Below are 25,792 nucleotides of genomic sequence, written 5' to 3'. Positions count from 1 at the left end.
GGACTATGCGCTTGTTCGCCATCCGCGACTATCGCCACCTCTTCAGCGCCCAAGTGATCGCCCTCTTCGGGGCCGGCCTGGCGACCGTCGCCCTCGCATTACTCGCGTACGACCTCGCGGGCCCCAACGCCGGCGCCGTTCTCGGCACCGCCCTAACCATCAAGATGGTCCTCTACGTGGTCATCGCCCCACTCGCAGCGGCCTACGCGGACAGGATTCCCCGTCGGGCGTTCCTGGTGACCCTGGACGTCGTACGAGCAGGTGTGGTCCTGGGACTGCCGTTCGGCACCGAAATCTGGCAGATCTACGTCCTCATCGCCTTGCTGCAGGCATCATCGGCCGCTTTCACCCCGACATTCCAGGCCGTGATTCCCGACATTGTGACTGATAAGAACGCGTACACGCGCGCCCTCTCGGCCTCCCAGGTTGCCTACACCATGGAAAGCCTTCTGAGCCCGGTGCTCGCAGCGCTCGCCCTGAGCTTCATGACCTTCAACTGGCTGTTCACCGGGACCTCGGTCGGGTTCATCGTCTCGGCTGGGCTGGTGCTCTCCACCCGCATCCCCAACGCACGTCTCAGCGCCCACACCAAAGCGTGGGACCGGGCCGCCGCAGGGATCAGGACCTTCGTCCGGACGCCAAGGCTACGCGGCATCATGGCACTGAACCTGGTTGTGGCCGCGGCAGGATCCATCGTGATCGTGAACACGGTCAACTATGTGCGCGACGAACTCGGCGGCTCACAAACGGACGTCAGCTGGATGCTCGCCGCCTCTGGCGGCGGGACGCTGTTGACGGCACTCATCCTTCCGCGCGTCCTGGATCGCGTCGCCGAACGTACTGTCATGGTTACCGGCGCAGTAGTGCTCGTTGCCGGGACGGCAGGAGCCGTGGTTCTCACGGCGACTGGCGCGGCGACGTATCTCGGTACCGCGTTGGTCTGGGCAGTGATCGGCGGCGGTATGGCCTTGATCGTCACACCTACGGGCAGGGTCCTACGCGCCTCGGTCGAACCGAACCGCATACCCGAAGTCTTCGCCGCCCAGTTCTCGCTCTCCCACCTCGCGTGGCTCCTGACATATCCCATCGCGGGCTGGATCGGTACGAGCGTGGGCTTCACGACCACCTGGTTCATCCTGGCAGTGCTCGCCGTCCTGGGTGCCGTCACCGCCGTCGCACTCTGGCCACGCACCGACACCGGCGAAGGCGAAGCTGCGGCACGCCGCGACCGTGTGAGTCCCGAACCGCTGGACCTTGCGGTGACAGAGGCAGCCCAAGGAACCCTTGCCGCTTGCCAATGCTCCTCCACACGCACGGCGTAAACACCTCGTGCAGTGAGCTCAGCTCTCTGCACGAGAGCAAACCCACGATGCCAGGGACCCAGGCCCTTGGCATCGTGGGTTTAAACGCACTTTCGGTCCGGCCTCCATGACGCTCATCACAGGCGGCAGAGCACCCCCGAGCCACGTAAGGCCCGTCTGGAGCGGGGTGAAGCCGAGGACCTGCTGCAGGTAGTGGCTGAGCAAGTTGAACATGCTCATGGTGCCAAAGCCCGGGAGGGACATCCCCGATGTACGCTCCGCCGCGGCTGCGATTTTTGAGGATGTGCGGCGGCATCATCGGATGCTTTACGCTCGTCTGGACGATCAGGAACAGCGCCAGCGCGATCAACGCGAAGGTTAGGAGCAAGACGGTTCCCACGTCCCCCATCCATGTTCACCGCTGCGGGTGCCGGCGTAGACAAGAGCCGCCATTTCACCGGTTGCCAGTGATGCGCCGGTGATGTCAATGCGTCCCCTGATCCGGTTCGACCTGAACGTGGGTTCTCGTTCCCAGCAGCGCGAGGATCGCGATCGGGACATTGATGAAGAACGCCGAGTTCCATCCCAGTGTGCCGGTGAGTAGCCCGCCGAGCAGGAACCCGACTGTGGATGATGATTGCGGCATCGGGCGAACCCCGTGACCAGGGCACTGAGGGTGAAGACCACGATGCCGACGGAGGATGCGCGATCGGCGGTAGAGGTCACCGAGGCGTCCACCGAAGAGCGGGAGCGCGCCGAACATGAGGGTGGAGGCGCTCACTACCCAGGGCAGGGTGGCCTGACTGATCTTGAGGTCGGACTGGATGGTGGGAAGAGCGAAGTTGGTGATGGCCTCGTTGAGCACGACGCGGAGTTGCGTTTTTAATCGTGCGCAACGGGATCAGAACGGCGATGACGTCTGCACGGCATCTGCTTTCTCGCTCAGTGGGGCTGCCTTACGCATTATTACTTCTGGGTTCCGAACCCCTTGGCTTTTTCGGCCGTCACTGGACAGCAAGGGATGCGGTGGCCACTATGGTCACCGCCTCCCTTGCCGTCCTGCTGGTGCGCAGGGTTAGCTGGCGTGGGCGTACTCGGCGGGTTCGGCGTCGAAGGCCGGGCCGCAGCCAGCGCAGCAGAGCCAGAACCGCTCTCCGTCGTAGTCGCGGAAGAGACCCTTGGCCTCAGCCTCGGCCTTCACCACGGGCGTGCCGACCATAACGGGGCAGTAGGCGATGGCGTTCTCGCCCTGCTGGGGGCGGGTACCCAGGTGCAGGTCCTGGGCCTGGGTTTCCGTGCTGGGCGTGGTGCTGGGCTTGGGGCTGCAGCAGCTTCCGGTGCTCTGTTCCATGGTGAATGTGTCCTCTCGTAATGATGCTGTGTAGGGGTTGTGCTTTGGTCTTGCGGGTTAGGCGGAGACCTGCTGCGGCACGCTGGAGCGCTTCGCGGCTGGTGACGGGGTTACCGCCTTGCTGGTGAAGGAGCGAAGGCGGAGACTGTTGCCGACGACGAAGACGCTGGAGAACGCCATGGCGGCACCGGCGAGCATCGGGTTGAGCAGGCCCAGGGCGGCCAGCGGGATCGCCGCCACGTTGTAGGCGAATGCCCAGAACAGGTTGGTCTTGATCGTTCCGAGTGTCTTGCGTGCGAGCCGGATGGCGTCTGCGGCGCCTCGGAGGTCGCCACGGACCAGGGTGAGGTCCGCGGCTTCGATTGCCACGTCGGTACCGGTGCCCATGGCGAGCCCAAGGTCGGCCTGTGCCAGTGCTGCGGCATCGTTCACGCCGTCGCCAACCATGGCCACGACCTTGCCTTGAGCCTGCAGGTCCGTGATGACCCGGACCTTGTCCTGAGGCAGGACTTCGGCGATCACCTCGGTGATACCAACTTCGGCTGCGACCTGCTTGGCGACCACCTTGTTGTCACCAGTGAGCAGGATCGGGGTCAGACCGAGGGCCCGGAACTGTTCGATGGCCTGCGCGCTGGTTTCCTTGATGGCGTCGGCGACGGTCAGCACGCCGCGAACGGCGCCATCCCATGCGACGACCACAGCGGTCTGTCCGGCTGATTCCGCAGCGGACTTGGCGTCGGCGAGGTCCTGGGGCATGGTCAGGGACCATTCCGCCAACATCGAATCTCGTCCCACGATCACCAGGTGCCCGTCGACGACTCCCTGCACGCCCAGTCCTTCGATGTTCTTGAAGGATTCCGGGGTGGGTAGTGCACCGACCCGTTGGGTGGCGCCCTTGGCAATCGCCTGGGCGATGGGGTGCTCGGATGCGTCCTCGAGGGCGCCGGCGATGCGGAGCAGTTCCTCATCGTTCGTGCCGGATGCGGTGTGAACGCCCTGCAGAGTCATCTTTCCCGTGGTGACAGTACCTGTCTTGTCCAGGACGATGGTGTCGACCTTGCGGGTCGATTCGAGCACTTCTGGGCCCTTGATGAGGATACCCAGCTGGGCTCCGCGTCCGGTACCGACCAGCAGTGCCGTGGGTGTGGCCAAACCGAGGGCGCAGGGGCAGGCGATGATGAGCACGGCAACGGCGGCGGTGAAGGCGGCCGTGATCGGGAATCCGGCACCGAGCCACGCGGCCAGCGTCGCCACGGCGATGCCGATGACGATCGGTACGAACACACCGGAGATCCGGTCGGCCAGACGCTGGACCTCGGCCTTGCCCGACTGGGCGTTCTCCACCAGCTTGGCCATCTGCGCCAGCTGCGTGTCGGTTCCGATCCGCGTGGCGCGGATGACGAGCCGTCCACCGGAGTTGACGGTCGCCCCGGTGACGGGGTCTCCCTCGCCGACTTCTACCGGTACGGACTCACCGGTCAGCATCGATTCATCGACCGCGCTGCGGCCATTGACGACAATTCCGTCGGTGGCGATCTTCTCACCGGGCCGTACAACGAACTCATCGCCCACAGCCAGCTGCTCGGTCGGGATGCGGGTCTCGACTCCGTCGCGGAGGACTGCAACTTCCTTCGCACCGAGCTGCAGGAGCGCACGCAGTGCTGCTCCTGCCTGGCGCTTGGAACGCTTCTCGAAGTAGCGCCCTCCCAGGATGAACATGATGACGCCGGCGCCGACTTCAAGGTAGATGTTGTTGGCGCCGTCGGTGGGGGCAACGGTCAGTTCGAACGGGTGCGTCATTCCGGGGGTGCCGGCCGTGCCGAAGAACAGTGCGTACAGGGACCACAGGAAGGCTGCGCTGGTGCCCATCGAGATCAGGGTGTCCATGGTGGCTGCACCATGGCGCAGGTTGGTGAAAGCTGCCTTGTGGAACGGCCAACCGGCCCACAGGATGACCGGTGCGGCCATGGCCAGTGAGAGCCACTGCCAGTAGTTGAACTGCAATGCGGGGATCATCGCCATCGCGATGACAGGGATGGCGAGGACGGCACTGCCTATCAGGCGGTGCTTGAGGGCCAGCAGTTCAGTGTCGGGTCGTTCGTCGTCGTTGATTGCCTGCTGCCCACCCTTGGGGGTCGGGAGCGCTGCGGTGTACCCGGTCTTCTCCACTTCGGCGACCAAGGCCTGCGCGTCGTAACCGGCAGGAGCACTGACATGAGCTTTCTCGGTGGCGTAGTTGACCGTAGCCACGACGCCGTCAAGCTTGTTTAGCTTGCGCTCGATCCGGTTGGCGCACGACGCACAGGTCATTCCACCAATTTCGAGATCGATGTCGATAACCGGCGTCTGCGGCTGGGCCGCGGATGCAGACATGGGAACTTCTTTCTCCCGATGGTGGGTCCGCCTGGTCCGGCGGGCCCTTCGGGGTGATAGGGGTCAATCAGTGGTCGCTGTGACTGTCCTCGGACGCACCGTCGTCGGTCGTGCTGCCGTCGGTGGTGTCATGATCAGGTGTCATTGCGTTGGATCCAGTGGTGTTGAGGGTGAACCGTGCGGTGTGCACGGTGCCATCGACCTGGAAATCGAAGTAGAGATAGTACCGACCGGTCGTGGGCGCCGTGGTGGCGAATTCGACCTCCGGCCCGGACGTTTCCTCCCCTACAGGCTCTGCACCCTCAGGGTGCACATGCAGGTAGGCCAGGTCTCCTTCGCGGAGGGCCACCAGGTGCCCGTATGCACCAAGGTAGGGCTGTAGCCCACTCTCCGGCTTCCCGTCACGGCTGACACTGACGGTCAGCGTCGACTCGTCGCCGGCGGACAGCTCGCCGTTCAGCGAGACATCGAAACCGTCAACGGTCGTCGTCGCGGATACCTCAGGTGCGGCCGGCTCGAAGTCGCCGGCCACGTCCACCGTGCTGGTGAGCGTGAGCTTTTCGCCGGACTCTGTGGGAACGATGTCGGCGAAGACACGGTAGGTGCCGGCAGCGTTCCAGGACCAGGGCAAGGACCAGCGTCCAGCCTCGTCCATGACCGGATGCACATGCCGGTAGTGGGTTCCGTCGGAACGCACCACAATCAGGTGCAGATCCTGCTCGTGCTCGACTTCATAACCGGTGACCGGATTACCGTCAGGACCGGCGATGGTGAAGGACAGCTCGCCGTTCTGTCCGATGCCCTCAGGAACGGAGAGCCCTTCGAGCTGGTATCCGTCTTGCGCCACTGTGACACCGCGGACGGAAGGCTCCGTCTGCTGCACATTGGAGGAGGCTGCTTCGGCGGACTCGCCATGACCTCCATCGCTGTGGCCCGCCGCGTCGGACGGCTGATCCATCGTGTGGCCCTCGGCGCTCTGGGCCCAGGCTGAAACCGTCCCTTCAGGAACGAACGCTCCCGCAGCAGCGAAGGCGCCACCAAACGCTACTGCCAAGCCAGCTGCATATGCTCCGAGGCGCCCTGCAGTATTCATGCGGACCGGACCGCCTTGTATCCGGCTTCCTCGACGGCCTCGATGACCGCACTCTCCTCGACGGACTCATTACCGCTCACCACGAGCTTGCCGGTCTGGTGACTGACCTCGATCGAATCAACGCCAAAGACCTCGGCAACTTCCTCGCGGATGGACATCTCGCAGTGACCGCACGTCATGCCGGTGACCTGGAATTCGGTGGTGGACATTGTCGCTCCCTTTCTGTCGTTATACCCCTAGGGGGTAAGTGTATGATTACTTTATACCCGACTGGGGTATGTGTGTCAAACGTCGATCGGAAGGAAAAAAGTGAGCCTTAACCAGCAGGGCATCATCATCGTCGGGGCAGGCGCGGCCGGCCTCAGCGCTGCCGTCACCGTGCGGGCGGAGGGCTATGACGGACCCCTTGGAGTTGTCAATGGCGAGCAGCACCGGCCATATAACCGGACCCTCGTTAACAAGGCCCTTCTGAGCGGACTGATCACGCCGGAACAGATCACACAGCCGGCAGCGCACGCGCTCGAGGTGGATCTGATGCACGGCGTGGTGGTATCTGCGGACACCAGCCGCCGCACCGTAACCCTCTCCGGTGGACGACAGCTGACCTATGGCGCGCTCCTCGCGGCCTCCGGCAGCGCGCCTCGACTATCCCCGCTCGTGCCCGCCGCCTCCGAGCGGGTACTTCAGCTGCATACGATCGATGACGCCGTCCGGCTTCGCGATCAGCTCGGAGACGAGGCGGACAAGCGGACAATCACCGTCGTAGGTGCTGGCTTCGTGGGTGCTGAAACGGCCAGTTTCCTGGCTGACCGTGGTGCGCGCGTCCATCTTGCTTCCAGGCCTACCGTGCCGATGAGCTCTACTCTCGGCCTGCAGATTGCCCAGCGCGTCGCGGAGTTCCATCACGCTCACGTCGACACCCACTTCGGCCAGGATGTCCTCAGCGTTGAAGAGGGCTCCGCGTCGGTCGTGACCACGCTCAGCGGTGGGCATGTACTCGAATCCGACCTGGTTGTCGTGGCACTGGGCACCGTCCCCGACTCGGCCTGGCTCACCGGGGACACCGGGGGCATCGCGGTAGATCCGCACCTGCGCGCGGTCCAGCACCCGCATGTATACGCGGCCGGCAGCATCGCTTTCCACTCCACGGACAGCGGGCATCAGTATCGCATTGACCACTGGGATGATGCGATCACACAAGGCACACATGCCGCCAAAGCGCTCCTACATGACCTCGATGGCGCACCCGACCCCGGCCCCTACAAACCGGTTACCGGATTCACACTCTCCCTATACCAACAAGTCATCGCCGCCTATGGGCGGTACTCCCCGGCTCTAGGGAGCGCCACCACGAGATGGACACGTCGGAGGCACTGCTCACCAGTTTCCACCTAGCTGGCGAAGCAATGACTGCCGTCGCTGCTGTCAACGCCTTTCCTCAGCTACTGTCGGCCCGTACACACCTCACCCACTCCCTAGAGTGAGGCCGGAATAACGCGAATAACCTCCTGAAACCGGGACAGACGACTTCACAAGCGAGCAGCACTGCGCGTGTGATGTTCACATCGTAACCTTGCCGAGTAGGGCGAAGCTTAGACTCCGGCGCCACCTCACCCAGCGGGGCAGGCTGCACCTACGCAATGAAAGTGAGCCACACTCCGGCACCGATCCCGAGCAAAACGGAGAGCACCGCGGCTGCATGGACCATCATCGCAGGTCCGCGCAGCACCTGTACTTTGGTTGAGACCATCACCGCCCGGGCTTGCGTGCCAGCGAGCATGTGGTCCGGCTGCTTCGAATCGGCGAAGACGGTACGGGCGGCGGGTGCTATCCACCGGAGGTAGTAAAAGAGGCTTGCAATGGTATTGACGGCGCCGAGCACCAGTAGCCAGACGAGGTTTCCGTCGGCGGTGGCGGTGAAGATGGTCAGCTTTCCGATGAAGACCGCTGTCGGGGGTGTCCCCACCAGTCCCAGAAGGAGCACCGCCAGGCTGAGCACCAGCCGCGGACGCCCTCGCACAGCATCCGCCCACTCCCCTATCGACGCTGCTTTGGGAAGTGCCGCTGCGGCGGCGAACGCGCCGAGGTTGGTCACGGCGTACCCGGCCAGGTAGATGGCTAGTGCGGGCACGGCGAAATCACTCTGTCCGGCGACGGCTACCACCATGAACATGTACCCGACCTGGCTCACAGTGGAGTAGGCCAGCAGCCGCAGCACCTCGGTCTGCTGGAAGGCGGCCAGATTGCCCAGCGTCATGCTCGCGGCGGCAATCACCGCGACCAGGAGCGGAACGTCGAGCGGGATCGCGGCGAACGGTTCAGCTACCAGCCGGAAGGCCGCAGCCACTGCCCCAAGTTTCGGGATGGTGGTGATAAACGCAGCCATGGCCGGTGTGGTTCCGGCGGTCACATCGGGAACCCAGAAATGCACGGGTACCGCACCGGCTTTGAATGCCATACCCGCGAGCACGCCAATGACCCCGAGGGCCACCAGCGGCATGGAGGCCTGCGGCAGTGACCCGGATAGTTCGACGTAATTACCGCTTCCCGTGGCAAGGATCAGACCGGCGATGCCCACGAGCATGAGAACGCCCACCAAGGCTCCCATGAGGTAGTACTTCAGCGCAGCCTCAACACCCCTGGCGTCCTTCGCGAACCCGGCGAGGGCATACAGCGGAACGCTGGCGAGCAGGTACGCGGCGGCGAGCATCAGCAGGTCGTTGCTGGCGGCCAGTGCGATGGCGCCCAACGCGGCGAGCACCATCAGGACGTAAGCTTCGGTTTCGCGGGGATGGCCAGCCAGCGACGTGGAACTGAGGAGCACTGCGGCGGCCGTGGCCAGGGCAACGGTGATGCGCACGATGCCTGTGGTGGTGTCGATCATCCAGCTATCGTCAAACACGCCCTTGTCCGGTTCGGTGAGGTCGACGGTGGCCGCGACGGCGCTGGCGAGGGCCGCCACGACAATCAGGATGCGGACTCTTGACTGTTTATGCTGCGGCGTCCACAGGCCCAGCAGCAGTCCACCAACCGCACCCAGGAGCAGCAGGATTTCCGGCAGCAGATCCAGTGGGTTGGCCGACATGCCTTCCATGCCTGTCATCGGCCCACCAGCGAGGTCAGCGCGGCAGCGGCGGGTTCAATAATGTCCAGCAGTGCACGCGGGAACAGTCCGATCGCAAGGGAGAGGATCAGCAGCGGAAGAATTGCCGTCAGCTCGCGTCCATTGAGGTCCTTGAATACGGCAGGCGCACGGCCGTCGTCGTTCCCAGTTATTGTCTTGACGCCGCGCGGGCCGCCGCCCTCGGCTGAGCGCTTGCCCTCCCCACCGTGGGAACGCGCAGACGCAATACCGCCGGCTTCGGGGACCTTCATCTCGCCTGAGAACAGGCGCTGCAGTGCCACCAGGAACAGGCCGGCCGTCACAACGATGCCCGTGACGGCGATAACGGTGGCAATCGGTGCGGCCTGGAGTGCGCCGGTGAAGATCTGGAATTCCGCGATGAACGCGGACAGGCCGGGCAGGCCGAGGGATCCGAAGGCCGCGACGCCGAGGGCGGCGGCGAAGATCGGCGCCGGCCGGGCAAGCCCACTCCACCGGTCGAAGGCGTAGGTGCCACCACGGGAGAAGAGGACGCCGGTGAGCAGGAAGAGTGCTCCGGTGAGCAGTCCGTGGCTGACCATCTGGACCATCGCCCCGGTGACGGCGATGGTCCGCGCCTGTTCATCAGCCTGCGCCACGAGTCCGGCAGCCCCCAGTCCGAGCAGGATATACCCCATGTGATTGACCGAGGTGTAGGCGATCATCCGCTTCAGATCGGTTTGTGCCAGGGCGGTGAAGGCTCCCCAGATCACGCTGACCACGCCTGCGATGACGATGACCATCGCCCAGCGCTGCCACGCGTCGGGCAGGATCGGCATGGCGATCCGCACAAAACCGTAGGTGCCCAGTTTCAGCAGCACACCGGCGAGGATCGCGGAGCCGGCGGCCGGCGCGTCGGTGTGGGCGTCGGGCAGCCAGGTGTGGAAAGGAAACAGCGGGGTCTTGACCGCCAACCCAATGCTGATGGCGAGCAGGACCAGGCCTGCGGCGACCGGTGAGTCGGTCAGTGGCGGATCGGCGGCGAGGGCCACCATGTCGAAGGTGCGGGTTTCGCTGCCGAGGAAGAGCCCGATGAATCCGACTAGCAGCGCCAGGGAGCCCACGAAGGTGTAGATGAAGAATTTCAGTGCGCTGCGGCGCCGGTTACCGTGGCCCCAGCCGGCGATGACGAAGTACATGCCCACGATGGTCAGGTCGAAGAAGACGAAGAAGAGGATCAGGTCCAGCGAGGCGAAGGTTCCCATCGAGGCTGTCTGCAGGAAGAGGAACAGTGCCGCGTACGTCCGTGGACGCTGCTTCTCGCGCAGGGACCAGATTGCGGCGGCCAGGAACAGCACGCCGGTCATGGCGATCAGCGGCAGCGACAGCCCGTCGACACCGACGTGGTAGGAGGCGTCCACGGTGGGGATCCACTGGATTTTCTGCTCGTAGGCAATGCCGTCGACAACTCCGGACGGCCCTTCCGATGCCGCGGATGCGAAGCCGATCCACATCCACCCGATCAGGGCAAGGTCGAGCGCGGCGATGGCGACCCAGAACCACGACGCCGCGCGGTCAGGCAGGCCGGGCACCGCGAGCAGCACGCCCGCGGCAACCACGGGTAGCAGGATGACAACAGAGAGCAGCATGGTTACCTCACGACGATCAGTAGGAGAAACAGCGCACCGAGCCCAACCACGGCCTGGAAGTAGTACTGGTGTACCAGCCCGGTCTGTGGGCGTCGCATCTCGGAGCCGGCGCGGCGGGTCAGGGACCCGATTCCGCGCACCGCGCCGTCCACCAGCTGGTGATCTGCCCTGCCAATGAGCGCCGCCCCACGTCGAACGGCTGCGGCCAATCCGAGGACTCCACGGTCGATCACCCGTTCATCGACCACTGCGGCGGCCCGGCCGAGGGCCAACCACGGCCGCGGGGAGAGAAGGCTTCCCAGGCCGAGCCAGCGCGCCAGCGGCGTGCGCTCCAAGCGGTCGAGGCGGGAGCGCAGCGCAACGGTGGCCAGCAACACGAGCACGGCGAGGACGCCGGAAATGAGGAAATCGACGAGTCCGGGTGAGGCTTCGCCTTCAGCTCCCAATATACCCTTGAAAGCTTCCGCCACCGGCTCCAGGGCAAGGGCTCCGAGAACGACGGCGGCAACCGCCAGTAGCGCCGCAACCACAGCTGCAGCGCGCGGCACGTTCCGGGTGCCGGGTTCCTCGGTGTCCATCCGGTGAGCTCCCTTTACGGGTCCCAGGATCACAATGAGGATCTTTCCCGCGTAGACCGCCGCGAGTGCGGCCGCGGCCAGCGCGACAATCCGCAGGACGCCGCCGTCGACCCCTGCCAGGACCTCGTCCTTGGTGGCCCAGAGGGACAGGGGCGGAACCCCTGCCAAGGCAATGGCCGCGGCGACGGCGGCGACTCCCATCCCCGGATACCTGCGTGCGGCACCGTGGAGTCCAGCGAGCTGTTTGGTGCCCAGTGCGCTCAACCAGGCTCCGGCGGCGATGAACAGGCCGGCTTTGACGCCGGCGTGCGCCACCAGCTGGGCCGTTCCACCGGCGGTGGTTCCCACTCCGGCGGCGAGGATCACGAATCCGATTTGCGCTCCGGTGCTGGCGGCGAGCAGTTGCTTCAGGTCTTTCTGCGCGGCAGCAACAGCGCCGAGCAGCAGGGCTGTGACCGCGCCTATCCAGGCCGCAGTTGTGGCCGCCCATCCGGTGGACTCCAGCAGCGGCTGCATCCGCAATAAGAGATACCCGCCGGCGGCAACCATGGTCGCCGAGTGCAGGAGGGCGCTGACCGGGCTGGGGCCTTCCATCGCGGCAGAGAGCCAGGCGGAGAAGGGAAGCTGCGCGGACTTACCCAGTGCGGCGAGGAGGATTCCGGCTGCGGCGATGTCCCGCCAGGCGCCGTCGGCCGCTGCCAGATCATCCAGCACCAGCGTTCCGGTCCCGGCGAACGCGGCGCCGGCGGCCACGTACAGGCCCACGTCGCCCGCCCGTGTGGTCACAAAGGCCTTGGTCCCGGCGGCCATCTTGCCCGGTACCTGCCACCAGTACGCGATCAGGGCGTAGGAGGTGGCGCCCATCAACTCCCACGCCACCAGAAGCGCCGGGACCGTGGTCGCAGTGACGGTCACCAGCATCGCGGCGGTGAAGAGCAGCAGGTATCCGAGGAACCGCGCCCTCGGAACGTCTGGTGCGAGGTCGACGACGGCGAAGATCGTCACCGCGGCGGCCACCAGCGCTACAGTGATGACGAGTACGGCGGAGAGCCCGTCCACCGCTACAGCAAAATCGCCGCCTTCCACGATGCCGATAAACGGCAGGGACAGGGCTGGCCGTGCTGCTGCGGTGGTGACGGCCAGGGCCGCGACGATCACCATTGCACCCACGGCAACGGGTCCGGCTGCGCGGTCGGCGCGCCGTCCGGTCAGGAGCAAAAAGACCCCAAGGACAGCGGGCACAAAGACCACTGCGGCAAGCGCTGCTGCAGAGAATCCGGGCGTCATCCGCGCAGCTCCGTGGCGTCGTCGACCATGTCCACCTGGCGGGCGCGGTAGATTGCCAACGTAGCGCCGAAGCCCATGGCCATTTCCACGGCCATTACTACCAGAGCGACCACCACCAGCATCTGCGCATCGGGCAGCTCTGGAGTCAGGAAATACCAGGCGGCGCCGCCGGCGAGCATCACACCGTTGACAATCAGCTCCAGGCCCATCATCACCATCACGATTGACTGCTGGGACAGAGCGCCGAAGAGACCCACGCCAATCAGCGCGGCGGCAACGCTCAGGATTAACTGAAGTGTCACGGTGTCGCTCACCGGAGACCCCCGCTCACCGGGTCATTCGGTTTGGCGGTCCGGAGGTCCGGGCCGAAGCGGTCGTACCGTCCACGATGCGTGGCGAGGACGGTGCCGGAGATGATGGTCGCGAAAAGGCCGATTCCGATCACGAGCATGACCAGCATGTGGCTGCTCATGATCGCCTCGCCCAACTGTCGGGTGCTGTCAGCGGGCAGGCTGCCAACACGTGCCGGCCAGTCGATCGTCCAGATTCCCAGGACCAGCACGGCAAAGACGACGACGCCGGCCACGGCTGAAGTGCGGGCGTTGTGGACCATGGTCATCGGCATCAAACCCGCGGGGTTCATCATGAACATGATCATGAACACGGCCATGATGGCCATCTCGATCGTCATCATCAACGCGGTGACCACCGCAAGGTACGTCAGTTCCAAGGCCAGCAGGATCCCAGCGACAGCCAAAAACGAGACCAGCAGCGCAAAGGTCGCCTTCGCCATGGAGTCCACCACGAACACGGCGACGCCGGCCGCCACAGAGATCAGTCCCAGCAGGATCACAGCCACAATAGCCAAACTAGTCAGCATCATGGGGACACCGTTCCTTCCGTCGTCCACAGCGCGCTCATGGGTAGAACCCGGAGAGAACCAACAGTGCAACCCACAGTGCCTGGAGCAGCGTTGCCGGTATCAGAATCATCCAGGAGAATTCGACAAACCGGTCCGGACGCGTCACCGGAATGCGCCGTCCAACGGAAACGATCACCGCAATCACCAGCAGGGTTTTGAGTAGATACCACACCGGTTCCGGCAGCCCCGGCCCGGACCCGCCGCCGAGGAACAAGGCAACCGACATCGCCGCCGCAGCGCCCAGAACAACTGCCCGTCCCGCCTGCACCAGCAACCGGTCCACCCCGGATAGCTCCGACATCACCCCGGAGGCGATGTCAGCTCCGGCCGGCGACGCGAATGGACCCCAGAAGGCGAACGCCGCGGCGCTGGCCAGGAACACCACAAAAGCCACCGGCATGCTCACCACAAACCACAGGTTTTCCTGGGTGGCGACGATGTCCATTGTGCGAAGTGAGCCTGCACCCAGTCCGGCGGTGATCAGAGCGAACATCAACGGCAGCTCGTACGCCAGGCCCTGCGCCAGGAACCTATAGGCGCCGACCAGTGAGTGGACGGCGTTGGGACCCCAGCCCACCAGCCAGACTGCCGCCCACAGAAGGGCTTCCATCGCGTTGAACCACACCAGATCGGCACTGGTGGACAACAAGGTCCGTCCGCCGATCGGCACCACGGCCAGAGACAGCACGGCCAGAACCGGGACGGCGATGACGCCCGAACGCCATAGCAGCCGGTCCGGGGCAAGAGTTGTGCGGCGCTGCTGCGCCAGCCAATGCAGCGACGAACGAAGCGGTTCCACCGCGCTGCGCAACCGGCCACCGCTGACGACGACGCTGTCAACAGCCGCGAACGCCACACCCAGAACTAAAGCAGTCAACCCGACGGCCAGCACGGCAGGCAGCAGCCCCCACGCGGCAGCGAGGGTCATGCCGGTCCCGCCCATGTCCGGATCAGTCATGTACAGCCCCGTTCGGAAGCAACGCCGGCGATGGCTTAAACACGAAACTGGCGACAATCAATCGGGTAGCCGCGAGCTCCGCTCCCTCAAGGAGAAACTCGATACGCTCCGGCCCGACTCTGGCCAACGGCGACTTATCCCCTGCCGCGGCGGCCGCCAGCGCGCGAACCCGGTCCAGGACGTCAGCGGTCCTGCTCTCGTAGGTGGCGGCGTCGCCCGCCGGAAGCCGTGCGCTATTGACCGGTCCGGCGTCGCCGATGCCGCGGACCGACCAGGCCAGGAACCTGGACCTGCTTACCCGGCGCGCCACCGCGGCGGCCGCGCGCTGGCCGCGCTCCCTTTCCGCGTCATTGCCGGAAGACAGCGCCGAGCGGGCGATGCGTGCCTGGCGCGCCAGAACAGGCCATCCGGCGACAAGAAGGAAGGTTGCCAGCGCATCCAGAGCGGCAACAGCCGAACCCGGTTCGGAACGCTGAGCCACGGAATCCGGGACAAAGCCGTCAATCCAGGACAGGGACACGTTGGTCAGCACATCACCCTGCATGGAAGCCTTCAACACCAGACCGGTCGGCCAGCCCGGCAGCACAGGACCCAGGGTCACTTTCAACTCATCCAGCTCCAGACCGTCCCGGTCCGCCGCTGTACCCGCCATCTCCAGGCCCGCAACCTCGCCGCCATGATGCATATGGCCACCCATGTCGTGCCCGGAGTGAGCGCTGTGGTCCATCCCATGGTCGTCGTGGTCCATTCCGTGATCTGCATCCGAGCCGGTGGAGTGCCCGACGTGGTCCATCCCCTGGCCGTCGTGGCCGCCCATGTCATCACCGCTGTGACTGTCCGTCGTGTGATTACTGTGGCCATTCACGTTGTGGGCATTCGTACTGTGGCCGCCCATATCGTGAGAGCTCATCCCGTGGACACCCGGGTCACCATGATCCATCCCGTGCCCCGGACCCTGACGCCCGGAATCCGAGCCGTTCGCCGTGTTCTGGGCCTGCACCTGGGAAAGTTGGGTTGCTGGATCGGAGGGATTCGCTTCGTAGGCGGACGGTGTGGTGAGGGCGGCGACAGCGGCGTCGAGCTGCCAGGCGACATCGCTCCGGGCGATGGCCTGCCGATGTCTTGGCTGGGGTATTTGGGACCACAGAACCTCTGTTGCCTGCGAAAGGGCCGGTGGCAATGTTCCGATGGTCAGCATCAGACCTGCATCCGCCGGGGACAGCGCCACATGCCATCCGCGGCGGTCCATCTCAGCTTCGACCTGCCACCGCAACCGGTCATTGCCGGGCGCATCAACGATGAGCACTCCTGGTTGGGCCAAGACCCACTTCCGGAGCCCGTTCATCATGACCATCGCAGCGCGCCCTCCCGCCAGACGTAGACCACGCCCACGAAGAGCACAGCCAGGAAGGCAAACATCTCGATGACGGCTGAGGCACCCATATCCGCGACCACCACGGCCCACGGGTACATGAATATCATTTCCATATCGAAGGCCAGAAACAGCAGGGTCACGGCATACCAACGGACGTGGTAGCGGGAGAAGGCATGTTGCTGCGGGAAAGAGCCGGACTCATAGGGCAGCGTCTCGACGGGCTGGCGCGCGATTCTGAAGGCCATCGAAGCCCCAACCACACCCAGAATTACCGCCAGAACCACGGCAAGCAGTGAAACAACGGCGAACATGTGACGCTCCTTCCCCTGGTGCGATGGGCGGTAGTTCGTGGGATGTTCCCGCGCCCGGGTCAGGCGGTCGCGTACCTATCCGGGTCGGCATCGAACATCGGGGAGCAGGCATCACAGCAGAGGTAATAGCGGGTGCCCTTGTAATCGCGTCCCAGACCCTCCTCCTCAGCATCGGCCCTGAGCACTGTTGAGCCCTTCATGACCGGGCGATGAGCGATCTCGTCTTTGTCGTGCTGTTGACGGCCACTAGGGCCGTGATGATGATGTCCCATCAATACCTCCAAATACCAGTAGGAGGTATATCGAACAATGCTTGAGGATACGCCGCGGGGGTATCCTATGGCAAGGGGCTTGGGGAGAGCAGGGCCGAGCATACCTGCTCTCCATGAATACACATTCTCTTCGCGCTTTGGTACCATAGGGGGGTACCCTGTATAGTCCGGCCGTTCCAGCAGTCGGCAGTACCATCATTAACACCGCGAGCAGAGGATTCACCCATGACAACAGCAACGACGGCAGCTGCATCCGGCGTGGACGGGCACAGCGGAGCCCACGGCTACATCTCCAACAAGGAGGACTACCAGCGGCGGCTCAAGCGTATCGAAGGCCAGGCCCGCGGACTACAGGGAATGGTCCAGGACGAGAAGTACTGCATCGACATCCTGACGCAGGTTTCGGCCATGACCCGGGCGCTGGAATCAGTGGCTCTCGGACTGCTCAACGACCACATGAGCCACTGCGTACTCGAAGCCGCGGCTACCGGCGGCGACGAAGCGAAAGCCAAACTGAAGGAAGCCTCCGACGCCATTGCGCGCCTCGTCAAATCCTGACACCCAATCACTGCGCGTTACTAGATGTACTGAGTCAGGATGGTGTAGCCAAGGAGCTTGGCGTCTCGCGGCCAGCGGGCCCGATCCCAGCAGCCAGCGCCATTATCTGCCGCACACCACTGCATTGAAGCACCGGCAGACACGCGAGGGCCGGTGGACCCCAGGCTGGAGTCCACCGGCCTTCACCTTAAGTTCACGAAGTGGTATTAGCGTGCCGTTCCGGCACGGGTCAACCGCTTCGGGTCAACGGCCGCACCATCTAGCGTGGTCTCTGCCTTGTCCCGCCTGTTGCTTCGCAGTAATTTGAACCCACGCAGCCTAAGGCTGGAAGACCGAGGAGAACGCCATTGTGGCGCCGGCGAGCATGAGATCAAGCAGACCACCAGCTGCCAGCACTAGCGCGGCGACGTTGTAGGCGAAGGCCCAGAACAAGTTTCCCCTGATACCCCACCCCCCCCTGCCCCCAGGGTAGGCCGGGAGATGCGGATCGCATCGGCGGCATGAAGGTCACGCGGACAGGGGTGAGATCGGAGGCCTCAATGGCGACTTCCGTTCCGGTTCCCATAGCCAGTCCGAGGTCGGCCTCGGCCAGGGCTGCGGCATCGTTGACGCCGTCGCCGACCATTGCCACCACTTTCCCTTCGCCTGAAGCCGCTTGATGCAAGGTAGGGTTCCAGGTCTGTCACGGGTTCACCGCCGCGGCTAAACCATCAACCCCGCCGGGCAGTGCCTCAGCGGCAGGCTGAGCGGTTTCGGAATCATGGGTATCGCCTGATCCTCAGCCGGAGCTCCGGCCTACATCTGCTCGGCCCGGTGCATGTCATCAGCGGGAGGCCCCGGGCTGCCGACGACACTACGCCATTCCCCGCGCTCCCGCGAAGGCCACGGCAAGAACTTCACCGTAAGCGGCCAGCTTAACTGGAGTGCGCATCGCGTTTCTGCCATTCATCGTGGCGGCCTCACGGCGATGGTTCACCTGATAGAAAACGGCCGGGCCGGCAGGAGACATCCACAGAAATATCGCTGACGCCCGGGGCCTTGGCCACCTCTGCAGTGACCGATCCGACACACCGTTCACAGGGTCATGCCTTTCACGGTGTAAGTGTTGCTCGCCAGGGCGAGGGCTCCTTTCATTTGGATGTTTTCCCGGTACCCCAGGGGTGTACTAAAGATACCCCCATGAGGTATATTTTAAATACCCTCTAGGGGTACCTAAATAGGGAAGGAGTGATCATGGCGCGCAAGCCAACACTCATCGTCGGCGGCGGTGCGGCGAGAAGCTCGGCTGCACAGGCCATTCATCAGACTGGCGATAACGTCGAGGTAATAGTGGTGGGCGCCGAGGACCGGCCCCCCTACAACCGGACCACAGTGAATAAGGGACTACTCTCCGGAGCGGTGAACGTGGAAGACATTGGCCTGCCCGGCATGGAATTGCCCGGGGCGCGGCTGTGAGCCAGGGACGAACGGCCGCAGCGGTGATGCTATATGGCCCCATGAAAGGTCGACCAGGAGTGCAAGCACCGGAGCCGGCACCTCAACCGCTGGCCGCCGGTTACGGCACCTACGTGCACGGCACCAAACTCACCATCGTCTGCAATCCTTCAGCAGGTGTACGCCAACAGATCATTTTCGGAGAAAGCACCGGTGCTGCCCGGTTCGTGTTCGCCTTCTTCAGCGCGGAAGACCGGATCACTGGGGCCGTCGGGGTAGGCGGTGCCCGGGCTGTCAACCAATTGCGATCCGCAACTGAACGCAGAAGCCCATCCACAGAACTGGAACTTGAAAACCGTCACGAGTCGGCAGGACGGGCACAGTGAACACCACGGTGAAAGCAGTCCTAAGCAAGCAAGTTGGGCGCTGGTCGATCGTCCTGACTACCGTCACGGAACTTTCCCGAGCGTACAGCGGGACCTGCCGGGGAAGGAGCCGATCATGATGCGCTTCAGACGCAGCGCACTGACATCGGTGGGAGCGATAGCCTTGGCCCTGGGGACCATTCACCTATTCGTTGATGGACTCGCTAGCAGCGTCATCTCGCTTCAGGCCGTGATCCGCGACCAGACCGGCGCTGAGCCTGCAATGCTGAGCATCCTCGTTGCCGTTGCCTTCTCCTCGTCGTCGCTACTCCAGCCTTTGGGCGCCCGCGCCGCCTTGAGGTTGGGCGACGGACGCGTGGCCCTCACCGGAGCGGTTCTTGCAGCAGCCGGTTACGGCCTGCTCCCCGCTGTGACCCAGCCTGGCCATGCCATCGCGGCAGTAGCCGTGGGCGGTCTCGGGTCCGCGCTGTTCCACCCGGCGGCCGGAGCGCTGGCCGCGCGTTCGGCCCCAGAAGGTCAGGAATCACTGCCACTCGCCGTATTCTCGGCCGTGGGACTGGCCGGCTCAGCTCTCGTGCCTGTCGCTGTGCTCGGTGGAATTGATACGTTTGGTGGGGCTGCTGCTGTTCCGTTCACCGTGCCCTTGCTAGCAGTCACTGCCGCACTTTTGTTATCACGGTTAATGCGGACTAAGCCACCACGCGTCCGCCATACCGACAGGACGATTGAACGTCGTGATCAAACATCATCGGCTGTCGTGCCGGTGCTTGCCGCAGCGCTGCTCTCATTAGTTGGAATCACCGCCCTGGCCAGTGCGCCGCTATTGCTGGCAGACAGGGTAGGTTCAACGAACCCGTTACTTGGTTACTCCCTCGCCGCCTACAGCACGGGCGCGGCGCTAGGAGGAATCCTCCTCGCCCTGTGGGTACGACGCACCACACTACGCCCGGTGATGCTGTCCGCGTCCGCTGCGGGAATATTGGCTTCGCTGGTCGTTCCACACTTGCCCCCGGCCCTGGTGCCGGCAGCAATGGCAGTGGCCGGAGTAGGACTATCCGGCACCCTTCCCCTCTTGGTCACAACCGCACGCAGGAACGACGAAACTTCAACCGGCCCGGCCGTAGCCCGGATTGGGGCTGGCTTCAGGCTTGGGTGGCGCCGGATATGCCGGAGTGGGGTTGCTGCACAGCACGCTGGGATACGGACCAGTGCTGACCTTGATCACCGCAACGGCCGGCGCTGCGGCCCTCATCGTCCTCGCGCGCCTCAAAGGATCGGCCTCGAAGGTCTCCGCCCAAACAGCACTCAGCATATGCCCCTGCGGCGGATGCGCTTGCAGCACCCTGGAAAACGAACCCAAAATCGGCGCCCGCCTCACATGACGTCAGAACCCGCAAAACAGTTTCGAGCCTGGGAATTTAATTCCACCTTCACTGCTTATACTATACCCCCGTCGGGTATATACTGGTAGTGACTGCACCACCGATGAGCAGCACTCGAACGGAGCAACCGATGTGCGACTACTGGTTGCACTGAAAATATTGACGCATCCCTACTCGCGTCATCATCCAAATCCAATCTCAACTTAACAACTTCATTCGCGGTTTCCCGGCTTCCTTAAGGTAAAGCTCGATGCTGTGAATACCCCAACCCCGTAGGAGTACAAAATGTCTACTCTGCAGCAGCCATCTGCTACGCGCAGATGGTTCGCACTCGCACTGATCGCAACCGCACAGTTCATGGTCATCATGGATACATCAATCATCGGCGTGGCCCTGCCCCGGATGCAGGAGGACCTCGGTTTTTCCCAGGAGAACCTGTCCTGGGTCTTCAACGCGTACGTCGTCGCCCTCGGTGGCCTGCTGCTGCTCGGCGGTCGGCTCTCAGATCTATTCGGTGCACGGCGGATCTTCGCCGTGGGGTGGATCATCCTACTCATTGGTTCACTGGTCGCCGGTGCCGCCGGCACTGTTTCGATTGAACTCACGGGCCGTGCTATCCAAGGCCTCGGATCGGCCTTAATCGCACCTTCCGCGCTAACCCTGCTGATGATGCTCTTCGGCGGGGAGCCAAAACAGCTGACGAAAGCATTAGCCATCTACGGCGCCGCCGCACCGGCGGGCGGAACGGCAGGAGTTTTCCTTGGCGGACTCATCACTGAATACCTCTCCTGGCCCTGGGTCTTCTACATCAATATCCCCATCGCGATCCTGGCACTGGCACTGACACCGGCCCTGATGCCTGCGGGCAAGGCCGGTAAAGGTTCCGTGGACTTCCTGGGAGCGATCACCGTTACGGCGGGAATCGGAGCCGCGGTCTTCGCGATCGTTCGCGCACCCGAAGTGGGTTGGGGATCAGCCGAGACTTGGCTCATCCTGGCGGGCGCCGTCGTACTGCTCGGTATTTTCCTGGGCCTCCAAGCGAGGCTGAAAGACCCCCTGATGCGGCTCGGAATTTTTCGTACCTCGAACCTCGGCGCAGCCAATATAGCCCAGCTGCTCCTCGGTGCAGCGTGGATCCCCATGTGGTTCTTCCTCAACCTGTACCTGCAGCAGGTTCTTGGCTACAGCGCCTTCCCCAGCGGCGCAGCGCTGGTGCCGATGACCATCGTGATCATGATCGGAATGATCGTCTTCGCACCGCGGTTGATGAACCGCTTCGGACCGAAAAACATGATTGTGACTGGCCTCGCCGTCCTGGCCGTGGGAATGGGATGGCTCTCCCTGATCCGTCCCGACGGGTCCTTCTGGGTTGATGTGCTGCCAGCCTCACTGGTTGCCGCCCTAGGCATGTCTCTCGCGTTCATACCATCGCTGGGAACGGCAATCTCCAGCGCGCGGCCTGAAGAAGGCGGGCTGGCTGCGGGCATCGTGAACACCAGTTATCAGGTGGGCTCGGCTCTTGGACTGGCGGCCATGACCGCGGTCGCGGCGGCTTTCGGCGCGGACCAGCTCGATAACACCGAGGCCCTGACCAATGGATTCTCCTCAGCATTCATCGGTGCGGCCGCCATTGCCTTGGCTGGCTCCATCCTCGCCGCGCTGACGCTGCGCACCCCGGGCAACCGGACAATCAGCGAATCCGCCTCCACCACCAAATCAGCCCGGGGTTAGCTGTAGCAGCAAACCCCACCAGCCCAATACTTACCAACAAGGAGAAGAAGATGTTTACTCTACAGCTTTTGATCGCTTACGACGGCTCAATCGACGCCCAGAGCGCCGTCCAATCCGCGGCCACCATGTTCCCGGAGGCTTCCGTAGTTGTGCTCTATGCACGCCAGCCACTAGAAGGCTTCGCAGCCCATCTTGAAGGACACCCGGCCCTGGAGGAACTGGCCGGGCTGGATGCCGCCACGCTCGACGTTTCTGAACGGATAGCAGACGAAGGCGCGCAGCTGGCCCGCAGGCTTGGCTTTGACGCAGAACCAAGAGTGTCATCGACGATGGCTACAGCCTCAGAAGCCATTATCGACACAGCCGAAGAAGTTAATGCCGATCTGATCATTGTCGGCTCCAGAGGACGCCGCGGCTTCAAGGCCACACTTCTGGGGAGCACCTCAGCTAGCGTCCTGCACCACGCGACACGGCCAACCCTGGTGATTCCCTCCGACTCGGTGGCATCAGCCCGCCGTGCCGGACGTGCAGGAACGACCAACCATTAGGTCTAGTCAATCCGCGTTAGGGCAGCAACAGCACGCGGGACTTTGCTGGTCTGAGGACAATACGTTTCTTCGTATGAAAAGTGGGGCCGGAAATCGCACCGCACAGTTTCCGGCCCCACTTTTCATCGGGCGTAGTGATTCTCTAGCTTCGCTACAACAAAACAGTCTTGAGCACTCAAGGTAGTCCTGTCGTGCCCCTCCCCTACTCGCTGTAGCCCTGGCGAGAAAATTGCATTCTGGGCGTGGGTCGGTCCGGCCTAGCAAGGCGTTGGGGCAACCAGACGGTATGGGAGAAATTGGCCCTTTGGACCCCACAGAAGATTATTTGTCGCTCGCGAGAATCAGGCGCTTTCATACAGCACCGGAGACCAACAGTGCTTTCAAGGCGCCTGCCAAACACCAACGCGTTCGGATTAGGAAAGGCACCGCATGACGCAGGACAAAAATGATGACCAGTACCTAGGCATTTTTCTATCAGTAGCTGAATGCCTCGATGATTCTAGTGGCAATTCTCGCTGTCCTGACGCTCCTCGGTGGGGAACACGGACCCGGCATGCACTCATCCGCCCCTGGGAGCCTAAGTAATGCGACGCCTATTTTTTCGCAAAGCATCCTGACGTGATCATGCTGCCCCGGCTACGCAAGGCGACACTGGTTGCTCACATCGCTTCCTCCGTAGGGTGGCTCGGTGCCGTAGCAGCATGCCTCGCCCTGGCAATCACCGCGTACAACGCCGCGGATGAATGGACCATGCGCGCCGCCTACACGACCATGGAAATCATCGGCTGGACCACACTCATCCCCTTGAGTGTTCTGACACTCCTTACCGGGGTCATCCAAGCAATCGGAACACCGTGGGGCCTTATCAGGCACTACTGGGTGCTCATCAAACTGCTGATCACCGTCGTAGCCACGGCAGTGCTCCTGCTGTATATGGAACCCCTCTCCGTCCTCGCTGGCGCAGCGGCACAGCAGGCACCGGGCGGCATTGCTTCCGACATCCTGCCGAACTTTTCACCCATCCTTCATTCCGCCGCCGCTTTGATTGTCCTTTTCGTCGCGCTGGGACTCTCGATCTATAAACCGCGTGGGCTCACCGGACTGGGCGCCATCAGGCGCAAGCCTGCAGACCGCACAAGAAATTAGAACCGTGCAACGCGTAAGTTCCTTACCGTCTCCACAGGCTGGGACTTAAGGACCTTCAGCAATTCCATGACGCTGACGACGGCCTGCTCTGGTCGGTTTCGTGCAGTAGCCAGCGCACGACCCTTCTCAAGTACGCGAGGCCGCATAGAGAAACGAGGCGATGGGTAGGATCTAGCGCAGGAGCCGGCTGATGGCCTGGGTCGCTTCCTTAACCTTCGCATCGACGGCTTCAGGGGAGCCGTTTGATCCAGCTTCCTTGGCCGCGTCGACGACGCAATGTTACAAATGGTTTTCCAACCATCCCAGACTCACGGCATGCATAGCACTGTTCACCGCCGCAACCTGAGTGAGTATGTCAATGCAGTATCTGTCCTCTTCGACCATCCGCGCAATTCCGCGAACTGTCCTTCGACGCGCTTTAAGCGCTGCAAGTAGGCATCCTTGACCGTGGAATAACCGTGCGCTGGCGGGATGATCTCTGGTCGATTAATCAGTGTGGAATCTGCTGGCGTTCCGGCGGGCTGCATTAGGAGCTACCTGGGAGTCGCTTCAGCGTTGTTTCGAGTTCCAACTCCGGCGCTCACGGATGTTTCCCTTCATTACCAACTGACGTTCTCTGGTCGTATCTGGAGGAGCCGCTGGCGCGTTTCTGACTACGCTCCGCGCAGCCACCTTCAGTATTATCGAAGTTGCGCCCCCGTAAGGGCGCAGGGACGGCAAAGTGGTTTCATTTGTTGTTCTTGGTTGCTAAATGCGCGGTGTATTGGGCGAAGCTGCCGCGGAACGTTACCTTAACGTGACTTAAATACCACGGTGGGGTATTCTCGTCGAGTGGTCACGGCACCCGCCGAGATCATCTTCCCGAGCAGAATGCCGAGCCCTGCCGCTGCACCGGGATCCGTTCGCACAATCCAGGTGGCAGGGACGGGGGAACCATGTTTCCACCGGGCCACCGCACGCGGTGACCCTCGGGGTTAAGTCGATCCGATCATCCAATGCATTACCTGCAGCTTCGTCCACGATTGCAGGGACAGCGCATGGGTGGAGGACGGCCGGGTGACTCCCATCCGAACCCGACAGCTCACCCCGCAGGCATGGGAGAGGCAATAGAACCATGTCACGCACATTCATTTCAGCGCGCCACCGCGCCACCCCCACCCACTCAATCGCCTTGGCGGGACTGGCTTACACGGCCAAGACCAACGCGGCAAATGCTGGCAAGCCTGCCATCATCGTCGCCACCGCAGGCGGTCTTATGTTCGCTGCAGGAGCACCTGCCCAGGCCGGTACCTACGCAGAGAGCACTGCCGCCGTTCAAGCCCCGGCTCCCGCAGCAGCAGCCCCGTCCGCCGGAGCGGGCGTCCACACCGTCGTCTCTGGTGACACCTTGGGCGCTATCTCGGCCCGCTACGGCGTGTCACTGGACACGGTGCTGACACAGAACGGTCTGTCCTACGCCTCGGTGATCTACCCCGGACAGCAGATCAAGGTTTCCGGGGGCGCCTCCGTTGCCGCTCCGGCAGCAGTGAGCCCCGCGGCAGTTCCCCCAGCAGCACCGGCCACCCAGGCGTCCTTCATCGCGCCCGTTCCTTCCCAGTCTGATATTTCCTTCGCCTCCAGTGCCATCACCCCCGCCGCGTCCCCAGCTCCGGCATCTGCCGTTGCTACCAGCGGCGCCGGTGGGGCAATCGTCGCCTCGGCCTACGCCCAGCTGGGCTCCATTCAGGACTGCACCATCCTGGTCGAAAAGGCACTGCGCTCTATTGGGAAGAACGTTGGTGACCTCGGTCCCCTACAGTTTGACCAGTACGGCACCCGTGTTGCGTCCCCCGCTGCCGGAGACCTCGTTGTCCGCCCCGGCCACATCGGCATCTACGTCGGCAACGGCAAGGTCATCAGCAGCGGCATGAACGGTGCAAACCTGACCATCGAGCACAACCTCACTGATCTTCCCGGATCATACTTCGTGCGCGTCAACGGCTAGCACCAGAGTTTGCGGACGTCGTCCGTAACTAAAACTAAACAAAAGTGGCAGGTGCCCTGGACGGAGGGGGG

At 63.4% G+C, this 25,792-nt stretch carries 24 protein-coding genes, 2 pseudogenes and 1 riboswitch; of the genes and pseudogenes, 10 read left to right on the top strand and 16 right to left on the bottom strand.

What is annotated here, in order from left to right:
• The first annotated feature begins 5 nt into the window (after positions 1-5).
• Positions 6-1,322, top strand: a complete 1,317-nt coding sequence (locus Y708_RS0112705; protein ID WP_028280235.1) for an MFS transporter — start codon at positions 6-8, stop codon at positions 1,320-1,322.
• A gap of 463 nt (positions 1,323-1,785) precedes the next feature.
• Here Y708_RS0112705 and Y708_RS29205 read toward each other — a convergent pair whose 3' ends face one another.
• Entirely contained in the window at positions 1,786-1,947 is a 162-nt protein-coding gene (locus Y708_RS29205; protein WP_155853845.1) for a hypothetical protein, read from the bottom strand.
• A 12-nt stretch (positions 1,948-1,959) separates the two neighbouring features.
• On the opposite strand from Y708_RS29205, the gene Y708_RS24805 reads away from it, so the two are divergent.
• The gene (locus tag Y708_RS24805) at positions 1,960-2,187 is read left to right on the top strand and encodes a hypothetical protein (RefSeq protein ID WP_035776233.1); all 228 of its coding nucleotides are present in this window, start codon (positions 1,960-1,962) and stop codon (positions 2,185-2,187) included.
• 189 nt (positions 2,188-2,376) lie between these two features.
• On the opposite strand, the gene Y708_RS0112690 is transcribed toward Y708_RS24805, so the two are convergent.
• From Y708_RS0112690 to Y708_RS0112675, 4 genes are all read right to left on the bottom strand, one after another.
• Positions 2,377-2,652 (bottom strand): hypothetical protein, encoded by a 276-nt coding sequence (locus Y708_RS0112690; protein ID WP_028280232.1) that lies wholly within the window; start codon positions 2,650-2,652, stop codon positions 2,377-2,379.
• Positions 2,653-2,709: 57 nt separating this feature from the next.
• Positions 2,710-5,025 (bottom strand): heavy metal translocating P-type ATPase, encoded by a 2,316-nt coding sequence (locus Y708_RS0112685; RefSeq protein WP_028280231.1) that lies wholly within the window; start codon positions 5,023-5,025, stop codon positions 2,710-2,712.
• Between the two features lie 67 nt (positions 5,026-5,092).
• Complete coding sequence (locus tag Y708_RS0112680; protein ID WP_028280230.1) at positions 5,093-6,118, bottom strand: hypothetical protein; 1,026 nt, start codon at positions 6,116-6,118, stop codon at positions 5,093-5,095.
• Complete coding sequence (locus Y708_RS0112675; RefSeq protein ID WP_028280229.1) at positions 6,115-6,327, bottom strand: heavy-metal-associated domain-containing protein; 213 nt, start codon at positions 6,325-6,327, stop codon at positions 6,115-6,117. Before Y708_RS0112675 ends, Y708_RS0112680 begins: the two co-directional genes overlap by 4 nt.
• A gap of 100 nt (positions 6,328-6,427) precedes the next feature.
• On the opposite strand from Y708_RS0112675, the gene Y708_RS0112670 reads away from it, so the two are divergent.
• Positions 6,428-7,513 (top strand): FAD-dependent oxidoreductase, encoded by a 1,086-nt coding sequence (locus Y708_RS0112670; RefSeq protein WP_028280228.1) that lies wholly within the window; start codon positions 6,428-6,430, stop codon positions 7,511-7,513.
• A gap of 238 nt (positions 7,514-7,751) precedes the next feature.
• Here Y708_RS0112670 and Y708_RS0112665 read toward each other — a convergent pair whose 3' ends face one another.
• Genes Y708_RS0112665 through Y708_RS0112625 form a run of 9 tightly spaced genes read right to left on the bottom strand, consistent with a single transcriptional unit; the run spans position 7,752 to position 16,480 of the window.
• A complete protein-coding gene (locus tag Y708_RS0112665) occupies positions 7,752-9,221 on the bottom strand; it encodes an NADH-quinone oxidoreductase subunit N (protein ID WP_028280227.1) in 1,470 nt (489 codons plus the stop codon).
• On the bottom strand, positions 9,218-10,849 hold the full coding sequence (locus Y708_RS0112660) for a complex I subunit 4 family protein (protein ID WP_081746767.1): 1,632 nt from the start codon (positions 10,847-10,849) through the stop codon (positions 9,218-9,220). The genes Y708_RS0112665 and Y708_RS0112660 overlap by 4 nt, the downstream gene beginning before the upstream one ends.
• A gap of 2 nt (positions 10,850-10,851) precedes the next feature.
• Entirely contained in the window at positions 10,852-12,714 is a 1,863-nt protein-coding gene (locus Y708_RS0112655) for a proton-conducting transporter transmembrane domain-containing protein (RefSeq protein ID WP_028280225.1), read from the bottom strand.
• Positions 12,711-13,016 (bottom strand): NADH-quinone oxidoreductase subunit NuoK, encoded by a 306-nt coding sequence (locus Y708_RS0112650; protein ID WP_028280224.1) that lies wholly within the window; start codon positions 13,014-13,016, stop codon positions 12,711-12,713. Before Y708_RS0112650 ends, Y708_RS0112655 begins: the two co-directional genes overlap by 4 nt.
• Positions 13,017-13,024: 8 nt before the next feature.
• Positions 13,025-13,597, bottom strand: a complete 573-nt coding sequence (locus tag Y708_RS0112645; protein ID WP_253905802.1) for an NADH-quinone oxidoreductase subunit J — start codon at positions 13,595-13,597, stop codon at positions 13,025-13,027.
• 34 nt (positions 13,598-13,631) lie between these two features.
• Positions 13,632-14,594 (bottom strand): NADH-quinone oxidoreductase subunit H, encoded by a 963-nt coding sequence (locus Y708_RS0112640; protein ID WP_028280222.1) that lies wholly within the window; start codon positions 14,592-14,594, stop codon positions 13,632-13,634.
• Complete coding sequence (locus Y708_RS0112635; RefSeq protein ID WP_155853844.1) at positions 14,587-15,915, bottom strand: hypothetical protein; 1,329 nt, start codon at positions 15,913-15,915, stop codon at positions 14,587-14,589. Before Y708_RS0112635 ends, Y708_RS0112640 begins: the two co-directional genes overlap by 8 nt.
• Before the next feature lie 23 nt (positions 15,916-15,938).
• Positions 15,939-16,280, bottom strand: a complete 342-nt coding sequence (locus tag Y708_RS0112630; RefSeq protein WP_028280220.1) for an NADH-quinone oxidoreductase subunit A — start codon at positions 16,278-16,280, stop codon at positions 15,939-15,941.
• Between the two features lie 59 nt (positions 16,281-16,339).
• Positions 16,340-16,480 (bottom strand): YHS domain-containing protein, encoded by a 141-nt coding sequence (locus Y708_RS0112625; protein ID WP_343212972.1) that lies wholly within the window; start codon positions 16,478-16,480, stop codon positions 16,340-16,342.
• 297 nt (positions 16,481-16,777) lie between these two features.
• Between Y708_RS0112625 and Y708_RS0112620 the strand changes: the two genes are divergently transcribed.
• Entirely contained in the window at positions 16,778-17,110 is a 333-nt protein-coding gene (locus Y708_RS0112620; RefSeq protein ID WP_051478965.1) for a metal-sensitive transcriptional regulator, read from the top strand.
• A gap of 206 nt (positions 17,111-17,316) precedes the next feature.
• Here the strand turns inward: Y708_RS0112620 and Y708_RS0112615 are convergent.
• A pseudogene (locus Y708_RS0112615) lies at positions 17,317-17,753 on the bottom strand (heavy metal translocating P-type ATPase); the annotation flags it as partial.
• Positions 17,754-18,343: 590 nt separating this feature from the next.
• Here Y708_RS0112615 and Y708_RS0112610 point away from each other — a divergent pair.
• From Y708_RS0112610 to Y708_RS0112585, 5 genes are all read left to right on the top strand, one after another.
• Entirely contained in the window at positions 18,344-18,565 is a 222-nt protein-coding gene (locus Y708_RS0112610; RefSeq protein ID WP_028280216.1) for a hypothetical protein, read from the top strand.
• A gap of 59 nt (positions 18,566-18,624) precedes the next feature.
• Complete coding sequence (locus tag Y708_RS0112605) at positions 18,625-18,930, top strand: hypothetical protein (RefSeq protein WP_028280215.1); 306 nt, start codon at positions 18,625-18,627, stop codon at positions 18,928-18,930.
• 1,667 nt (positions 18,931-20,597) lie between these two features.
• Positions 20,598-22,043 carry an MFS transporter gene (locus tag Y708_RS0112595; protein ID WP_028280213.1) on the top strand — a complete coding sequence of 482 codons (1,446 nt, stop codon included), beginning with the start codon at positions 20,598-20,600 and terminating at the stop codon, positions 22,041-22,043.
• A gap of 50 nt (positions 22,044-22,093) precedes the next feature.
• Positions 22,094-22,591, top strand: a complete 498-nt coding sequence (locus tag Y708_RS0112590) for a universal stress protein (RefSeq protein WP_028280212.1) — start codon at positions 22,094-22,096, stop codon at positions 22,589-22,591.
• 618 nt (positions 22,592-23,209) lie between these two features.
• Positions 23,210-23,737: a hypothetical protein gene (locus tag Y708_RS0112585; protein WP_028280211.1), complete on the top strand. Its 528-nt coding sequence runs from the start codon at positions 23,210-23,212 to the stop codon at positions 23,735-23,737.
• A gap of 171 nt (positions 23,738-23,908) precedes the next feature.
• On the opposite strand, the pseudogene Y708_RS30205 reads toward Y708_RS0112585, so the two are convergent.
• Positions 23,909-24,264 (bottom strand): annotated as a pseudogene (locus Y708_RS30205) (metal-sensitive transcriptional regulator).
• Positions 24,265-24,598: 334 nt separating this feature from the next.
• A riboswitch (cyclic di-AMP (ydaO/yuaA leader) is annotated at positions 24,599-24,847 on the top strand.
• Between the two features lie 4 nt (positions 24,848-24,851).
• Between Y708_RS30205 and Y708_RS0112580 the strand changes: the two are divergent.
• The gene (locus tag Y708_RS0112580) at positions 24,852-25,721 is read left to right on the top strand and encodes a LysM peptidoglycan-binding domain-containing protein (protein WP_028280210.1); all 870 of its coding nucleotides are present in this window, start codon (positions 24,852-24,854) and stop codon (positions 25,719-25,721) included.
• Positions 25,722-25,792 lie beyond the last annotated feature (71 nt).

Source organism: Arthrobacter sp. H5 (genome assembly GCF_000520595.1).
Taxonomy (GTDB): Bacteria; Actinomycetota; Actinomycetes; order Actinomycetales; family Micrococcaceae; genus Arthrobacter_D.
This window is presented reverse-complemented; position numbering and strand designations above follow the sequence as displayed.

Excerpts from the sequence above, each read along its gene's own strand:
- Y708_RS0112675 (WP_028280229.1), bottom strand. The coding sequence starts at position 6,327 with ATGTCCACCACCGAATTCCAGGTCACCGGCATGACGTGCGGTCACTGC.
- Y708_RS0112655 (WP_028280225.1), bottom strand. The coding sequence starts at position 12,714 with ATGACGCCCGGATTCTCTGCAGCAGCGCTTGCCGCAGTGGTCTTTGTG.
- Y708_RS0112580 (WP_028280210.1), top strand. The coding sequence starts at position 24,852 with ATGTCACGCACATTCATTTCAGCGCGCCACCGCGCCACCCCCACCCAC.
- Y708_RS0112665 (WP_028280227.1), bottom strand. The coding sequence starts at position 9,221 with ATGACAGGCATGGAAGGCATGTCGGCCAACCCACTGGATCTGCTGCCG.
- Y708_RS0112595 (WP_028280213.1), top strand. The coding sequence starts at position 20,598 with ATGTCTACTCTGCAGCAGCCATCTGCTACGCGCAGATGGTTCGCACTC.
- Y708_RS0112590 (WP_028280212.1), top strand. The coding sequence starts at position 22,094 with ATGTTTACTCTACAGCTTTTGATCGCTTACGACGGCTCAATCGACGCC.
- Y708_RS0112610 (WP_028280216.1), top strand. The coding sequence starts at position 18,344 with ATGGCGCGCAAGCCAACACTCATCGTCGGCGGCGGTGCGGCGAGAAGC.
- Y708_RS0112705 (WP_028280235.1), top strand. The coding sequence starts at position 6 with ATGCGCTTGTTCGCCATCCGCGACTATCGCCACCTCTTCAGCGCCCAA.
- Y708_RS0112645 (WP_253905802.1), bottom strand. The coding sequence starts at position 13,597 with ATGATGCTGACTAGTTTGGCTATTGTGGCTGTGATCCTGCTGGGACTG.
- Y708_RS0112660 (WP_081746767.1), bottom strand. The coding sequence starts at position 10,849 with ATGCTGCTCTCTGTTGTCATCCTGCTACCCGTGGTTGCCGCGGGCGTG.
- Y708_RS29205 (WP_155853845.1), bottom strand. The coding sequence starts at position 1,947 with ATGCCGCAATCATCATCCACAGTCGGGTTCCTGCTCGGCGGGCTACTC.
- Y708_RS0112680 (WP_028280230.1), bottom strand. The coding sequence starts at position 6,118 with ATGAATACTGCAGGGCGCCTCGGAGCATATGCAGCTGGCTTGGCAGTA.
- Y708_RS0112685 (WP_028280231.1), bottom strand. The coding sequence starts at position 5,025 with ATGTCTGCATCCGCGGCCCAGCCGCAGACGCCGGTTATCGACATCGAT.
- Y708_RS0112630 (WP_028280220.1), bottom strand. The coding sequence starts at position 16,280 with ATGTTCGCCGTTGTTTCACTGCTTGCCGTGGTTCTGGCGGTAATTCTG.
- Y708_RS0112690 (WP_028280232.1), bottom strand. The coding sequence starts at position 2,652 with ATGGAACAGAGCACCGGAAGCTGCTGCAGCCCCAAGCCCAGCACCACG.
- Y708_RS0112640 (WP_028280222.1), bottom strand. The coding sequence starts at position 14,594 with ATGACTGATCCGGACATGGGCGGGACCGGCATGACCCTCGCTGCCGCG.
- Y708_RS0112625 (WP_343212972.1), bottom strand. The coding sequence starts at position 16,480 with ATGAAGGGCTCAACAGTGCTCAGGGCCGATGCTGAGGAGGAGGGTCTG.
- Y708_RS0112620 (WP_051478965.1), top strand. The coding sequence starts at position 16,778 with ATGACAACAGCAACGACGGCAGCTGCATCCGGCGTGGACGGGCACAGC.